The 14764-nt window shown below is 55.0% G+C and carries 12 protein-coding genes; 6 read left to right on the top strand and 6 right to left on the bottom strand.

Translation table 11 applies throughout. The annotated features are described in order from the left end of the window. Nucleotides 1-97: 97 nt before the first annotated feature. From CKW38_RS29855 to CKW38_RS21115, 4 genes are all read right to left on the bottom strand, one after another. Nucleotides 98-508, bottom strand: a complete 411-nt coding sequence (locus CKW38_RS29855; RefSeq protein WP_141232677.1) for a hypothetical protein — start codon at nt 506-508, stop codon at nt 98-100. A gap of 796 nt (nt 509-1304) precedes the next feature. Next, entirely contained in the window at nt 1305-2843 is a 1539-nt protein-coding gene (locus CKW38_RS21125; RefSeq protein ID WP_095113773.1) for a tyrosine-type recombinase/integrase, read from the bottom strand. 663 nt (nt 2844-3506) lie between these two features. Beyond that, on the bottom strand, nt 3507-5504 hold the full coding sequence (locus CKW38_RS21120; RefSeq protein ID WP_095113772.1) for an acyltransferase family protein: 1998 nt from the start codon (nt 5502-5504) through the stop codon (nt 3507-3509). Nucleotides 5505-5943: 439 nt separating this feature from the next. Further along, entirely contained in the window at nt 5944-6135 is a 192-nt protein-coding gene (locus CKW38_RS21115; RefSeq protein ID WP_007911387.1) for a DUF1508 domain-containing protein, read from the bottom strand. A 276-nt stretch (nt 6136-6411) separates the two neighbouring features. On the opposite strand from CKW38_RS21115, the gene CKW38_RS21110 reads away from it, so the two are divergent. The 6 genes from CKW38_RS21110 to CKW38_RS21085 all read left to right on the top strand — a co-directional run bounded on the left by CKW38_RS21110 (nt 6412) and on the right by CKW38_RS21085 (nt 12092). After that, a complete protein-coding gene (locus CKW38_RS21110; RefSeq protein WP_007911386.1) occupies nt 6412-7377 on the top strand; it encodes a glycosyltransferase family 2 protein in 966 nt (321 codons plus the stop codon). A 3-nt stretch (nt 7378-7380) separates the two neighbouring features. After that, nucleotides 7381-8091, top strand: a complete 711-nt coding sequence (locus tag CKW38_RS21105) for a bifunctional 2-polyprenyl-6-hydroxyphenol methylase/3-demethylubiquinol 3-O-methyltransferase UbiG (protein ID WP_095113771.1) — start codon at nt 7381-7383, stop codon at nt 8089-8091. Continuing rightward, nucleotides 8088-8474, top strand: coding sequence for a GtrA family protein (locus CKW38_RS21100; protein WP_095113770.1), 387 nt, complete (start codon nt 8088-8090; stop codon nt 8472-8474). The genes CKW38_RS21105 and CKW38_RS21100 overlap by 4 nt, the downstream gene beginning before the upstream one ends. Further along, complete coding sequence (locus CKW38_RS21095) at nt 8471-10567, top strand: DUF6311 domain-containing protein (protein ID WP_095113769.1); 2097 nt, start codon at nt 8471-8473, stop codon at nt 10565-10567. The genes CKW38_RS21100 and CKW38_RS21095 overlap by 4 nt, the downstream gene beginning before the upstream one ends. A 73-nt stretch (nt 10568-10640) precedes the next feature. Beyond that, entirely contained in the window at nt 10641-11561 is a 921-nt protein-coding gene (locus CKW38_RS21090; protein WP_007911372.1) for a LysR substrate-binding domain-containing protein, read from the top strand. 165 nt (nt 11562-11726) lie between these two features. Next, the gene (locus tag CKW38_RS21085; protein WP_007911370.1) at nt 11727-12092 is read left to right on the top strand and encodes a 5-carboxymethyl-2-hydroxymuconate Delta-isomerase; all 366 of its coding nucleotides are present in this window, start codon (nt 11727-11729) and stop codon (nt 12090-12092) included. A 3-nt stretch (nt 12093-12095) separates the two neighbouring features. Here CKW38_RS21085 and CKW38_RS21080 read toward each other — a convergent pair whose 3' ends face one another. Continuing rightward, complete coding sequence (locus CKW38_RS21080) at nt 12096-13031, bottom strand: LysR family transcriptional regulator (RefSeq protein ID WP_095113768.1); 936 nt, start codon at nt 13029-13031, stop codon at nt 12096-12098. 176 nt (nt 13032-13207) lie between these two features. After that, nucleotides 13208-14401 carry a cyanate transporter gene (locus CKW38_RS21075; RefSeq protein ID WP_095113767.1) on the bottom strand — a complete coding sequence of 398 codons (1194 nt, stop codon included), beginning with the start codon at nt 14399-14401 and terminating at the stop codon, nt 13208-13210. Nucleotides 14402-14764 lie beyond the last annotated feature (363 nt).

The following is a 14764-nucleotide window of genomic DNA, read 5'->3' as shown; positions in this document are numbered from 1 at the left end:
CCATATGAATCAAGGCGTGTAAGGGGTGCAAAAACGCCAAGTTAGGCTAGGGTATCAAGTGGCGTTTATTGAAGGTGTAAACGCCTTGCAGAAGCTCTCAGCGGTATTTGTCTAGGTACGCTTTGGCAGCGACAGCACCCGTGTTGAATGCATCTGAAAGGTCATGATGGTTAACATCTGGGTTGTTGGCGATCCAATGTTGAATGCTGAACAAGCGATCATCTGGCACCGGTGTTAGCTCTTTACGAATTCGAGTAGTAATAAGTTTTACCTTGCCCTGCTTACCTTTACTGATTTGTTCCATGAAGCTAGGGCAAGCGGTCATCAACTCACCGACTGTCACCTGTACACCGTTGCGGTGTGCTTTGGTTGCCAGTTTGTAGTAACGATTCAATACTGTGGTTGAAACAGGATGAAACGCATGATGCTCATCTGGGGAGGGTGTGTGAGATGTGGTGACAACTTTAAGAATTAATTGGGATTGTTTGTGAGTTGCGATGAAGTTCAAGGTTCGATTCCTTATATGTAATTTTATCCTCTGACTTTATTAAAAGTATTTTGGATTGATGGGGTGTTAGATGTTATGCAGCTTCTTGTTCTCGTCTGCTTTACGGACGTTGTTCGTAGCCGTGGTCAGTAAGACCTGCAAGCAATGTTGGTAACTTGTATGGCCAGCACGACGCATCAACTCCTCAAGTTGAAATACAGCCCTTTCATTGAGTTGTATTCGCATCAATTGCACTCCATTGTTTGTACCAGTTGATCGTGGGCATATTGGTTAATCGAAACACCAGCAGCATTAGCAGCATTCTCGATTGCAGCGAAGTGAGTGGAACTAAATGCAATCTTCACAGGAATCATTGGGGTTTTGTTTGCCCTCCATTGGATTCCTCTGCATGTGGAACCACAAGTGACGGCGTGCGACCGATTGCAGGTGAAAGGTTTTTTGCAAGACGCGCACAGCTTTACTACAGGCATAGAATCGCCTCCATTTAAGTTGGTGAGAAAGAGTTTGGGTTTGTGTTGTGTTACGCCAATAAAAAAAGCCGTAACCTGTAAGGATTACGACTCAGAGTTCTGCGGAGAAGAAATAACAAGTTACTGACAATGCAGAAGGAAGGGCTGAGTGTCAGTAATGGGCAGGGAGGGAGCTGCAAACGGCAGTGTTATTTCTTCTCCTTATGTTGACCATTCTACACGAACGCTTCTCATTTGTCAATGGGAGGATCAACTATTTACCATTCAGTCAAGCAATTTCGTCATTTATTTTCATCGTCACCAAGGTTGTCGCTAAGGTAACCCGGTCAAGAGGTTGGAAGGGTGATGCCTGAAAGGTCAAATGACAGCTTTGAAAGCGCGTCAAGCTTTTGTCTAGGGCTAGCACCTTCGTCATAAACGTCAAACGTAACCAATCCAGTTTCGTGACCGACGATGTTTGCAACTGTAGGGCCGGGCACTCCACTGCGGAGAAGGAGGGTGACAACCATTGACCGCACGCTGTGGAATACATGGTGCTTGCCGAAACCTTGTGCTCTTTTCAATCTTCCGAATGCTTTGCTGAGTGAGTCGGATCGAATCCCGTACTTGTTCCCGGCTGAGCTTGGTAGAAGGAAGCCATCGGTGCTATCAGCAATCAGACGTTCTACCGTGGCCGACAGGGAAGGGTGAACAGGTATTTCTCTGATACCGGCAACAGTCTTACTGTCTTCAATCTTGAAACTCAGTATGCCTTCGACTTTCACCACTGATTCTTTCCGGAGCTGAGCAAGCTCCTCGATACGGCAGCCGGTGTGGGCACCCAACATGATCAAGTCGCAGAGTGTGTAGCTACCGTCTGCTAGGGCGGCTCCGTACAGGTATTCAATCTGCTCTGGGGTGAACGCCTTGCGGGCTGCATCTGCCTTGGCCTTACCACGCACCTTGGGTAGTTCTTGGCCTTTGAACGGGTTGTCCAGTCCTAGGTGCAACTCTTGCCAACGTGCGTCATTCTTCGTTGCCCACCTCCAGAAGGTTGAACCTGCTAGCAAGTATTGAGCTTTGGTCTTGCTCGATAGGTTGAGCGTTTCCAACCACGCGGCAATTGTCGCACTGGTCAGCGATGTACCTTGATCGCGGAGGTAGCCAGACAGCTTGGTGAGCTTGGCTTCCTGCTGGTCGATGGTCTTGGCCGCAATACCACCCTTCACGCGGTATGCTCGGAATTGTTCTAGACGACGCTCTGTAATAGGTGAAACTGGTTTGTAGCTTGTTGGTTCTTGAATAATCTCGTGAGCTTCCCTCAGTTCAAGCGGAGAAAATCCATGTCTGCGTTCGGCGAGCTGAACCATCGTCTCTTGTACGGTTTGAGCGGAACGCATCACCGCGTCAACCATCGTGATTGGCTCTGACTCAAGGTCAAGGTCAGCTCTTAAGCGGTCGACAAGTCCGGTAGCACCTTGTATCTCCAACTGCTGAGCATCCTGCAAGAACGATTTTATTTCCTCTTGCAGCTTCGCAGAGCGGGCGTAAATCTCAGCGGCTGTACCGCCTAAGCCCTTGGGTGGATTCTTGACGGCATCTAACAATGCTGCATCTATTTGTTGTTGCAGGTTCAAGCTTTTATCTGCCAGTTCGGGTCGCCACTGGTCACGAGCGTTTAGCTTTAGCTCCTTAGCTTTATCAATCTCTGCCTTCCACTGACCGGCGACGCGCATGGCGATAGCTTTCGCTTCAGTTAAGTCACTGGTGCCAGTGGTTTTGATAAGTTTGGCACGTCCACCAAATGCATGACGTACTTCCGGTGGAACCGTCATACGCACGTACCATCTCGATTCGCCCTTTTTTCGTGTGAGGTAGTCAGCCATTTTTTATACCTGATTTGACCACTCAATTTGACCACTCTTGATGGTAGAAGCCAAGAAATACCGTGGTCTGTGGGCTGTAGGTTTGAAATCGGAGACTCCCTATCTCTCCGCCATTATTGAACAAGACGAAGCCCCCGTAATCATTGCTGATTACGGGGGCTTTTTCGTTTTCGGGCTTTCGTTCAGGGCGTTTCCAGGGCAAAAGGAACCGTAAGGGCGCTTTGGGGTGTTGCGCGGTTCCCTACACTGCAGCCTGGCTCTGTTCGGCAATGAGCGACTGCTGCGCATCCCTGAGCTGCTTGAGCGGCTGCAAGGGGGCTCTGAGTCGGTCGCGTATATTGGGTGGCGTTCGAGCTGCGCTCGCTGGCAGATCGGGAGGGGGCGAGGTTATCGCTCGTAAGACAGTGGTGGCCCCAATGGGCTGGCAGATTGACTGGAGTTATGGGGCATCAGAGACATCGGCGAACGGGGGCTGATTGCACCCCGTCTGTGCCAAGCTTTTATCAATGTAATCCGTTTGCGCTCGCATTGATCATGTCAGTGCTGTCCTGGCCAAAGACGGCGTGCATTCAGCAATCTTTCCCGAGTGCATGAAGTTTCATATTGTCATCCTTGAATTCAGCCAGTTCAGCTCTGCCCGGGTCAATCATCCATCCATATCGACTAAAGCTGCGTGGTGCGCTCATTTTTCTCGTGGCGCAGGGACTTTAGAATGTACGGAGCAACGTATTGCGAGCCGTACATAGATAGGTGGTTTCTGTCGTTGTATAGAACTTTTCCGCCCTTCGCAGCGTAGCAACTGTCGGAATCGCAGAACAACGACGCTAAGTCGATTATTTTTACGTTGGTAAAGTCTTTTGCGACGCGTTGAACAATTTCGTTATAGGCGGAATTTACGCTGTCCTGATCGTAAACTTTTCTTGGGAATGAGCAGTCATCATTCTTTTCGGTAATTCGGAAAGGGCGTGTGACGCATGCCGACGGGTCAAACGGCAGGTTTGGATTGTCTAGCACCACCACAATATTTTTCTTGGCTTCAGATAGCATTTCGAAGGATCTCCTCATGCCTGATTCCAGAACTTTTCTGAAGTCCTTCTCGCCAGGGTCTCGAATGTCTACAGCGTCCTCCCAGGAGCATCTTGGGTTATGCGCAAGAAGTACGTTTACTACGCTGCTGTCTTTTGAGGCGTAATCATATGCCTCATTGATGAGACGGTATGCATTCGCGCGAACCTTCGCGGCGGCTTTGTCCTTTTGTGCGGTAGACGTATCGTAAAATGGCGCAGCACAACTGGCCGGAAAAACAGCTAAACCCTGGTCGGCCTTAGAGTAGGTGCTTAGGCCTGCAAACAGGTGTGCTGCATGTGAGTCGCCTATGACTGCGCTGGTAATCAAGCCATCCTGAATCAGGCACGGATTATCAGTCATGGTGTTCCAGTCGGGAAATCTGGTTGCGCAGTTCGTCAGCGAAACTGCGGTATTTATCTCGATGGCTCGGGCTACTTCGTTTTTGGTCTCCAGCGGGGTAGCGGCTGGGTGTTTATAGGTTGCAAATCCGCCAATCGCGATAACTATCATCAACCCGACAAAAGCCGGGGTTTGGCGCGGCTGCTTTACTATTCCGGCGCGAAGCGGCTTCTCGATTAATGAATAAGTAATCCATGCTAGTAATATTGATGCTGCGACCGCCGCCGATCTTATCTCGATACTGGTTTCTTCACTTTGGACTATGCGGGCGAACGCAAGCAGTGGCCAGTGCCAGAGGTACAGCGGAAAGCTGATTAAACCTATGGCGACAGCCACCCGTGTTGAGAAAATTCTTCGGTTAATTACAGATGAAGGTCCTGCTGCTATTAGGAGTACCGACCCGAGCACAGGAAGTATTGCGCGCCAGCCGGGGAATTGATCGCTCGGCTTGAAGCTAAATAGTGCGAAGAATATGAGTGCGAGCCCGGCAGCGCTGAGCGCGTCATTGAGTCTGGATTGCTGTCCTTCGAACTTCGACGCCCACCACGGCTGTAAGCAGGCCCAAGCCAGCAAGGTGCCTGCCAGCAGTTCCCATGCGCGGGTCGGCAGTAGGTAGAATGTGGCGTTTGGATCTACACCTATGAAGTAGAGATTCAAAATCAGTGATACTAATCCAATAGCCAAAATTAGCTTGATAGCGCTAAGTCTTACCTTCCAGGCCGCCCAAAGTATCATGGGGAAAAGCAGGTAGAATTGCTCTTCAATTGCGAGTGACCATAGATGCAGTAATGGTTTTAGTTCTGCTGCGGTGTCGAAATATCCACTCTCGTACCAGAATGCAAAATTTGCTACAAATCCTGCGCCTGCTGCGATGTGCTTGGAGAGTTCGGTCATCTCATTCGGTAACAAGACAAACTTTCCAACAACCCAGCAGGTTATTAGCACCAGGGTCAGGGCTGGAAAGATTCGACGTATCCTTCTGGCGTAAAAATCTGAAAAACTGAAAGTACCTCGGTCAATGCTTTTAAGTAGTATGGTGCCGATTAAAAAGCCGGATATGACAAAGAATATATCAACGCCTACGAATCCCCCAGGCACCAGAGTCGGGAACGCGTGAAAAATCACAACAGAAATAACAGCCAGCGCGCGGAGGCCGTCTATGTCTCTTCTGTATTTTAAATTGGGGTTTGTCATTGACGTTGGCTCATTTTCTTGCTATTTGCAGGGTGAGGGCGGGAGGTCGCGATAGTGCCATTATTTCGTTGCCAAGGAAACTCCGGTCGAATTACCGCGACGAGCAGCAAAAGGAAAACAGCTTTGGCGTTTAGCGAAATCTGCTGCGAAAGGGAGATTTCGTCAGGGGGCTAACAAGGGCGGCGAATCCCTACCTCTTCGCCATTACACGGAAAAAGCCCCGTAGATGAAAAATCTATGGGGCTTTCTCATTTCGGCAGAAGCAACATCGCCTCCGCATCAGGCATTCACGACTGCGAATGCACCAGCTTCCGTTTGATCAAGTCATACACATCGCTATGCGTCGAGTTATGCAGCGCCTTGTCCTTGCATACCGATCTTAATAAGTTTTTTCACTTCTTCCCTGGCATGGGGACTAAGACTGCATCGACCCGCGCGGTTAAATCTCCTTAACCGGCGTCTCCCCCTGCACAGCCTTGATCAGTCCGATCACATGCAAACAATCCGCCTTGTTCACATAAGACTCGCCACTGGCAATGGTCTCGTGGTTGCCCGCCCTCAGTCTCCAGCGCCATTGTCCTTTGCCGGTGCTCGGGGTGCCTTTGGATTGCCTGTAAATCTCGAAATACATTCAGTTCGCTCCATGCGATTCATTGTGCGACAGCCTGTGTGGCGCATGGTCGCAAGCCTAGCGCAGACGGTTTTTTTGGCTATCGGACATTTGTTTCCAATCGTTGGCGGATGTTTCTGAAGAGCGCGGGCTAGAGCGCAGCAATAGGCCGGTGGATTGGCCAAAATGACGCCGTCTGATCCTTGCAACGTTGTCGACGCTGCTGCTTAATACGGAACGGCTCATGGCGTCGAATATCGTTCGGCGACCGACAATCACTATAAAAAGAGCACTCCTTTGACTGAGCACGGAACGCAGCAGGCCGGGCAGGTGACGTTATCGCTGGTGGTCCCCGTTTTTAACGAGGAGGACAGCCTCGACACGTTTTTGCGGCGCATCAATGAAGTCTTTCAGACGCAGACGTCAATCGATCTTGAACTGGTGTTCGTCAATGACGGCAGCACCGATACCACGCTCGAACGCCTGCTCGAGCATCAGCGTCAGGATGTGCGCCTGCGTATCGTCGACCTGAGCCGCAACTTCGGCAAAGAAGCGGCGCTGTCCGCCGGTTTGCAGATCGCGACCGGACAGATCGTGGTACCCATCGATGCCGATTTGCAGGACCCGCCGGAAGTCATTCTGCTGATGATCGAGCGCTGGCGAGAAGGCTTTGAAGTGGTGCTCGGTCATCGCATCAGTCGCCGCAGCGACACCTGGGCGAAGCAGACTTCCGCTCACTGGTTCTATCGCCTGCACAACAAGATTGCCGAACAGCCTTTACCCGAGAACGTCGGTGATTTTCGCTTGATGGATCGCTGCGTGGTCGATGCCTTGCTGACCTTGCCCGAATCCCGACGCTTCATGAAAGGCCTGTTCGCGTGGGTCGGCTTTCGCACCACCCACGTCGATTACGAGCGTCCGGAGCGGGTGGCGGGGCAGAGCAAGTTCAATGGTTGGCGGTTGTGGAATTTCGCGCTGGAGGGCATCACCAGTTTCAGCACCGAGCCATTGCGGGTCTGGACGTATGTCGGTGCGCTAGTGTCGCTGGTGTCGTTTGCCTTCGCCATTTTCATTGTCTTGCGCACATTGATCCACGGTGTCGACATGCCCGGTTATGCCTCGCTGATGGTGGCCGTGACCTTTCTCGGTGGGCTGCAATTGATCGGCATCGGAGTGCTCGGCGAGTACCTGGGCCGCACGTATATCGAATCCAAACGCCGGCCGGTTTTTCTGGTGCGTCGCGTCTACGACCCCAAGGACTGATACATGGATCTCAAGGAAACCGACATCCTCGGCGACGCCATCAACGAGCATTGGTATTACTGTTCGAAAGCCGCGGCCACCCGGCGTTTGCTGGGAGATGCGCCCATCAGCCGAATCCTCGATGTCGGCGCCGGTTCGGGGTTTTTCTCCCACCATTTGCTGACGCACACCGATGCACGCGAAGCGTGGTGCGTGGATATAAGTTATCCCGCCGACTCCAGCGCGACCACCGCCGGCAAACCGGTGCACTACCGTCGCGGGATCGAAACCATCGATGCCGATCTGGTGTTGTTGATGGACGTACTGGAGCATGTCGATGACGATCTCGGTTTGCTCAAGATGTACGTCGATAAAGTGCCCTCGGGCAGTCGATTCCTGATGACAGTGCCGGCGTTCCAGTTCTTGTGGAGCGGTCACGATGACTTTCTCGAACACAAACGCCGCTACACCCTGGCGCAGTTTGAAACACTGGCGCGTGACGCGGGTTTGACGGTGCAGCGCGGTGCCTATTATTTCGGCGCGGTGTTTCCGATTGCGGCGGCGTTGCGCTTGCTGCCGCAAGGCGCGCAAGCCCAGCCGCCGCGTTCGCAACTCAAGCGTCATCATCCGCTGGTGAACGGTGTCCTCAAGGCCTTGTGCCGCCTCGAACTGCCGTTGCTGGGCATGAACCGCTTGGCCGGGTTGAGCGTGTTCGTGCTGGCTCAAAAATCGTGACCTCGGCGCAAAAGTCAGCATTGATCCAACGTGGTGTGCGCTTTGCCGTGACCGGGCTGTTCGTCACCGCGCTGCATGCGCTGGTGGCGGTGCTGTTTATCAATTTCATCGCTGCACAACCGCCGCTAGCTAACGGCGTGGCGTTTGCGGTGGCGACGGTGGTGTCCTATGTGATCAACACCACCTGGAGTTTTTCTGCCCGTTTGCACGGCCGAACGCTGCTGCGCTTCCTGCTGGTATCCGTGGGGGGCTTTTTCCTGGCGATGTTCGTTGCCTGGGCTGCGCAGATTGCCGGGCTGCACTATCTGCTGGGTATTGTTGCGGTGGCACTGACGATTCCAGCGTTCACCTTTGTCTTGCACAATTTCTGGACGTATCGATGAAGGCTTCACCAAACCATCCGGTGCTCGGTCTTTTGCCGTTGTTGCTCGGCGTATTGGCGTTTTTCTGCGTGATCGGGCCGCAAGCGCTGGATCCGCAAAACATTGCCTGGCTGGAGCAGGGCGATCCGGCGACGCATTATCTGGGCTGGGAATATTTCCGGTACTCCCCCTGGACCTTTCCGCTCGGGCTTAACCCGTTCTATGGTCTGGAGTTGGGCAATTCGATTATTTTCTCCGACTCCAATCCGCTGCTGGCGTTGCTGTTCAAACCGTTCAACGCGTGGTTACCGGCGACCTTCCAGTACTTCGGCCTGTGGCTGCTGGCGTGTTTCGTCTTGCAAGCGTGGTTTGGCTGGAAACTGCTGGGGCTGATGACGGGGAATCCGCTGATTCGCTTGCTGGGCACAGGTTTATTGGTGTTTTCGCCGCCGATGTTCCTGCGCATGGGCGGGCACCTTTCCCTGTCCGGGCATTTCCTGATTCTGGCGGCGCTGTACCTGGCGTTATTACCGAACCCGTATCGACGTCGTCTGGCCTGGGGTGCGCTGTTGGCGGTCACCGCCATGGTGCATGCGTACCTGCTGGCGATGGTGGCGCTGATCTGGGTGGCGGATCTGCTCGGCAAGACCTTCAGCCAACAATTGACGCGGCGACAGGGTCTGCTCGAAGGCGTTTCGCTGTTTGCCGTGGTGAGTGTGTGTTGCTGGCAGGTCGGTTACTTCGCTATTGCTGATGGCGCGCAATCCGGCGGTTTCGGTTTGTACCGGATGAACCTGCTGTCGCCATTGGATCCGGCAGGTTGGTCGTTGATTTTGCCGGACCTGCCAAAAGCCAGCGGCGATTACGAAGGCTTCAACTATCCGGGCCTTGGTGTGCTGTTGCTGGTGCCGTTGGCGCTGATTGCCTGGCTGAGAAACCGCCAGCCGCTGAAGGATGAGCTTCGCGTTCGCCCTTGGCTAATGCTGGCGTTGATCGGTTTATCGTTGTTTGCGCTATCGAACCAGATCGGCGTCGGCGCACACACGTTCAGCTACCCGCTACCGAAAATCGCCATCAAACTGGCGAACGTTTTTCGCGCCTCGGGGCGGATGTTCTGGCCGGTGTTGTACGCGCTCATCCTGATGGTGATGTTCCTGCTGGTGCGCGGTTACCGGCCACGCATCGTCGTCGCGCTGCTGGCGCTGGCGTTGACGTTGCAGGTCGTCGACACGCGCAACGGCTGGATGGGCTTGCGCAACGGCAAGATGATGACGCCGTCCGCAGAATGGCCAACGCCGATGCGTGATCCGTTCTGGGCGAGTGCGGCGGCGCATTACCCGAATATCCGCAGTCTGATGCCGCAGAATCAGTCTGAGCGCTGGCAAGTGATCGCCGATTTTGCCGCGACTCACGGCCTGAAAACCGACGCCGTTTATCTGGGGCGCATGAGTTCCACTGCGCTTGAGCAGGCCCGGCAGAAAACGCAGCGCATGCTCGAATCAGGGCAATACGATGCCGACTCGTTGTACATCCTCGACGATACGGTGCTCGCCGATGCCGCCAAAAGCGTCAACAGTGAAACGGATCTGCTGACCCGAGTGGATGGTCTGGTGGTGCTCGCGCCGGGCTGGAAGCGTTGTTCGCAGTGTCTGAGCATGCCGGATGAAGGGCGGCGGATGTCACTACTGGCATTGATGCGTCCCGGTCAGACGCTGATCTTCAACTACTCCGCCCGGCAGTTGGTCAGCGGCTGGTCGACCGCGGAAAACTGGGGAACATGGTCGGCGGGGCAGCAGGCGCAACTCGACTTGCGGGTGACACCCGAGGCGCGCTCGATTGCGCTGGAGGTCATGGCATTCGTTTTGCCGCAACACCCGGCGCAGCGAGTGATCGTCAGTGTGAATGGCGAGCAGGTGCTGACTACGCGCCTGGTGCAACATCAGGGTAATCATCTGGACATACCGATCAGTCCTGCGATCCGTCAGCATCTAGCGGACGATGATCGCCTGACAATCGAGTTTCATTTGCCCGATGCCATCAGTCCGCAACAATTGGGCCTGAACGACGATTCCCGGGTCATGGGGCTTGGCTTGAAGCGCTTGACGGTGAACTGACGCACCGTGGCGATGGACGCCGGGGCTTCGGCCTTTCTACACTGCCGGTATTCCGGGGGGCAGGGGGCAATGGATGAACCGCAATGAACTTCGCAAGGCCGACATCAACCTGATGGTGGTGTTCGAGACCTTGATGCTCGAACGCAACGTGACCCGGGCGGCCGAGAAGCTGTTCCTTGGCCAGCCGACTATCAGCTCGGCGCTCAATCGTTTGCGCACGATGCTCAACGATCCGCTGTTTATCCGCGTCGGCCATCGCATGGAACCGACGGCCCGTGCCGAAGATATTTTCCGCCACCTCAAGCCGGCGCTGGATTCACTTTCGGTCGCGCTGAGTCTGACCCGCGATTTCGACCCGGCCGTCAGCACCATGACCTTCCGCATTGGCCTTTCCGATGACGTCGAGTTCGGCCTGCTGCCGCCGCTGTTGCGTGCGCTGCGCCAGGAAGCGCCGAACGTGGTGTTTGTGGTGCAACACGTTGATTACTGGCGCATCCCCGACCTGCTCGCGGCGGGTGATATCACGGTCGGCATCAGCCAGACCCGAGGTCTGCCGGCCAATGCCAAACGCAAATTGCTGCGGCACATCCAGCCGAGCATCCTGCGTGCCGACGCCAGCGATACGCCGCTGACGCTGGATGAATATTGCGCGCGGCCGCACGTGCTGGTTTCGCACACGGCCAACGTCAGTGGGTTTGCCGATGAGTGGCTGGCAGAGCTGGGGCGCACGCGTCAGGTAGTGCTGTCGGTGCCGCAATACAGTGCGTTGCCGGCGCTGCTGGCCGGCACCGACCTGATTGCCAGCCTGCCGGATTACACCGCAGCGGCCATGGCCACTTCGGGGCTGCTGTTCAAGGAACCCTTTCCGTTCAAGACGCCGACGCTGGATCTGTCGATGGTCTGGCTCAGCCATGTGGACAGCGATCCGGCCGAACGCTGGTTGCGTTCGCGGCTGGAGCAATTCATGAGCGAACGACCACTGACCCCATCCTGAGCCACAACACCGTGTAGGAGCTGCGGCACGCTGCGATCTTTTGATCTTCAAATCTCAAGATCAAAAGTTCGCAGCCTCGTTTCACTCGACAGCTCCTACAGGGATTGGTGATGAGCCACATGTGCTATATGTACGACCTTTCTGCCAACTCACCGGGGATCTGCAATGCCACACCTGCACATGGAATACACCGCCAACCTGCCGCAGTTGAACGCCGACGTCGCGTTGATACGGCTCAACAACACCCTGGTGGGCTCCGGTCAGTTCGCGGCGGAGTTCGATATCAAGAGCCGTGCGGTCAAAGTCGAGACATTCAAGGTCGGTACCGCTATGGCCGAGCGCGCCTTCGTCTATGTGAAGCTGGCGCTGCTCAGCGGGCGTTCGCCGCAGATCAAGAAGCAGTTGTCAGAAAGCCTGTTGGCAGTCTTGCAGGACCTGTGCGAATGGCCGGCCGGTGTCGAGGTGCAGCTGTGCGTTGAGCTGGTCGACATGGATCGCGAGTCCTACAGCAAAACCGCGATTGGCGTGTAGGACTCAGGCCGCTTCGAGTTCGCTGCACACCTTCACCACTTGCTCGCGCAACCACAGGTTGGCGCTGTCCTGATCAACGCTCTGGCTCCACTGCATGTCGAGGGTGAAGCCCGGCAAGCCGTTCGGTGCCTCACAGTGATTGAACACCGCTTCGTTGGTCAGCAAACGCTGGATACGGCGGGGCAGGGTGAGGATGAAGTCGGTGCCGGTGATCATTTTCAATGCCGCGCTGTAGCTGTTCGAGCGCGCGACGATCTGGCGTTTTTGCGCCTGCCGCGCGAGCCAGCCGTCGACCATGTTGGTGGTCGATGTCCACGGCGTCGGAAACACATGCCGACGTTCGGTAAAGGCCTGCAGGCTCAGGCGCGGTTCCAGTGGCGTGGCGCGTTTGTCGAAGACGCAGACCAGATCATCCTCCAGCAGCATCCGTGATTTCAGGTCAGTGTGATGGCGGTGGAAATTGGGACCGAAACTGATCACCAGATCAAGGCTGCCGTCGCGCAGTTCATCCGCCGGGACGTCGGTCTCGAACTTGTGCATGTTGACCATCACCGGTAAGTCATCGAAATCGAAACGTTTCAACAGGCGCGGCAGAATCAGTTGCTCGAAGTATTCCGGCGCGCAGATGTTGAAAGTGACGGCTTGCCGGGTCGGGTCGAACGTGGGGGCGCCGGCGTGGCACAGGTTGATGCTTTCGAGGATCTTCTGCACATGGCCATACATGGTGCTGGCCTTGTAGGTCGGAAGCATGCCGGTGCGGGTGTTGATGAACAGTTCGTCTTCGAAACTGGTGCGCAGTTTTTTCAAACAGTAACTGACGGTGGACTGGCTGACGAACAGGGTTTCTGACACATCGGTAACGCTGCTTTGCTCATAAACAGCGATAAACACCATGAGATCCTGCATGTCGAGCTTTCGAAGCAAGTTACTGTTCAGCATCCGTTCTGTCTCGCTGTGCTCCTTGCGCTGAATCCGCGCAAACGTGTGCGAACGATCCTAACGGAACGATGGTGCCAGGACAAAGCCCTGTAGGACGTTTCACAGTCAGTTGTGGGACAGAAAGTTTTAGTAACACGACGTCGCTACTCAAACCGCTGAAAGATGGCCAGAAGCCTTTAGCTCGACGAGGGAAAGTGTCGGGCGTAATGCCTGGGATCGAAGCGCCACACCATCAACAGCATCACTCCCATCACAACGGTCAGCGACCACCAGGCCCACTCGAAACTCCCGAGCCAATCGCGGATCATTCCGGCCAGCAGCGGCGAAAGGCCAGCGATCAAGTAACCGATGCCCTGCACGAATGCGGTCAGCCCACCGGCACGTTGCGGGTTGTCGAGGTGATCGAGCGAGACGATCAGGCTCATCGGAAACAAACCGCCAATGCCCAGCCCTAACAGGCAGGGCCACAGCAGGCTGAGTTGTTGCGGGCTGAGGATCAGGCCGCAAAACCCGGCGATGATCAGCATCAGTAACGCCATCAGCATCACCCGCCGATCCCGGCTGCGATTGGCGATCGCGGGCACCACCAGGCCGGAAATCACCTCCATGGCCGTCAGAAAACCTAACAACAGCCCGGCGTCTTGTTCGCTCCAGCCTTTTTCTACGTAGTACGGCGCGAGCCAGGCCAGCACGCAGGTATAGGACGCCGTCCCCAGACCAAAGAAGATGGCCAGTAACCAGGCGCGGGAATGGGCAAACAACGAATCTTTCCTGGTTGCCGCCATCACCGTGGATGACAGTTGGCTGCGTTGCGACCACCAGAACAGCAACGCGAGCAACGCCAGAATCGCCCAGATGGCCAAACCGCTGCGCCAGCTCCCGGTCTGCACCATCACCAGCGGTGCAAACGAGGCCGCAATGGCGGCGCCACCCATGATCGACGTGACATACAAGCCCATGCACAGAGCGACGTTGTCGGCGAAGCGCGATTTGATCAGCGCCGGCATCAATGCCTGAATCAGCGCAATGCCGAGGCCGGCGAACACGGCGCTGACGATCAGTTCGGCTGCCGATTCGATAAACAGCCGCGACAGCGTCGCCAGGCCAATGATCAGCAGTGACAGGAAAACCGTCCGTTGCTCGCCCAGCCGCTGACTGATGCCAATGCCGAAAAACATCGCCAGCCCCATGGCCATCACCGGCAGCATGGTCAGCAGTGACGCGACGCTGAAACTCAGCGGGATGTCAGCGCGAATGGCCGACAGTAACGGGCCGACCGCCGCCATCGACGGACGTAGATTGAGGGCGACGAGCATGATCGCGAGCATCAGCCAGACAGCGGGGCGAGCAGTGGCGCGGACGTTTTCCATCATCAGACCTTTGAGCGGGGCCGACGATTAGGCGCGGAACCGTCTGCTTCGGGCAAACCAGAAAATCCACAGCCCTTTTTAAAAATCAAATACCGATCCCTGTAGGAGCTGTCGAGTGCAACGAGGCTGCGATCTTTTGATCTGGCTTTAAAGATCAAGATCAAAAGATCGCAGCCTGCGGCAGCTCCTACAGGGGCCGCATTGTCTGCTGAATAAAAGCTGAACCATTCTCAAATACTTCGCAAGTTTAAGCGCATTGCCAAAAGCCAACTATTCGTTGGCGTCTTTTTCACAAAAAATTGATGCTTGCCTGCTTAAAGTTTCTCGTGCCTTAGTTAATGAAATTTTCACAATTGAAATTTC

Source organism: Pseudomonas sp. Irchel 3H7, assembly GCF_900187605.1.
Taxonomy (GTDB): domain Bacteria; phylum Pseudomonadota; class Gammaproteobacteria; order Pseudomonadales; family Pseudomonadaceae; genus Aquipseudomonas.
Note: the sequence above shows the minus strand (reverse complement) of the source record. Positions and strands in the feature narration are given on the sequence as shown.

Bases quoted from the DNA above. Each gene is read 5' to 3' on its own strand.
- CKW38_RS21095 (WP_095113769.1), top strand. From the start codon at position 8,471: ATGAAGGCTTCACCAAACCATCCGGTGCTCGGTCTTTTGCCGTTGTTG.
- CKW38_RS21125 (WP_095113773.1), bottom strand. From the start codon at position 2,843: ATGGCTGACTACCTCACACGAAAAAAGGGCGAATCGAGATGGTACGTG.
- CKW38_RS21075 (WP_095113767.1), bottom strand. From the start codon at position 14,401: ATGGAAAACGTCCGCGCCACTGCTCGCCCCGCTGTCTGGCTGATGCTC.
- CKW38_RS21120 (WP_095113772.1), bottom strand. From the start codon at position 5,504: ATGACAAACCCCAATTTAAAATACAGAAGAGACATAGACGGCCTCCGC.
- CKW38_RS21105 (WP_095113771.1), top strand. From the start codon at position 7,381: ATGGATCTCAAGGAAACCGACATCCTCGGCGACGCCATCAACGAGCAT.
- CKW38_RS21080 (WP_095113768.1), bottom strand. From the start codon at position 13,031: ATGCTGAACAGTAACTTGCTTCGAAAGCTCGACATGCAGGATCTCATG.
- CKW38_RS21090 (WP_007911372.1), top strand. From the start codon at position 10,641: ATGAACCGCAATGAACTTCGCAAGGCCGACATCAACCTGATGGTGGTG.
- CKW38_RS21085 (WP_007911370.1), top strand. From the start codon at position 11,727: ATGCCACACCTGCACATGGAATACACCGCCAACCTGCCGCAGTTGAAC.
- CKW38_RS21115 (WP_007911387.1), bottom strand. From the start codon at position 6,135: ATGTATTTCGAGATTTACAGGCAATCCAAAGGCACCCCGAGCACCGGC.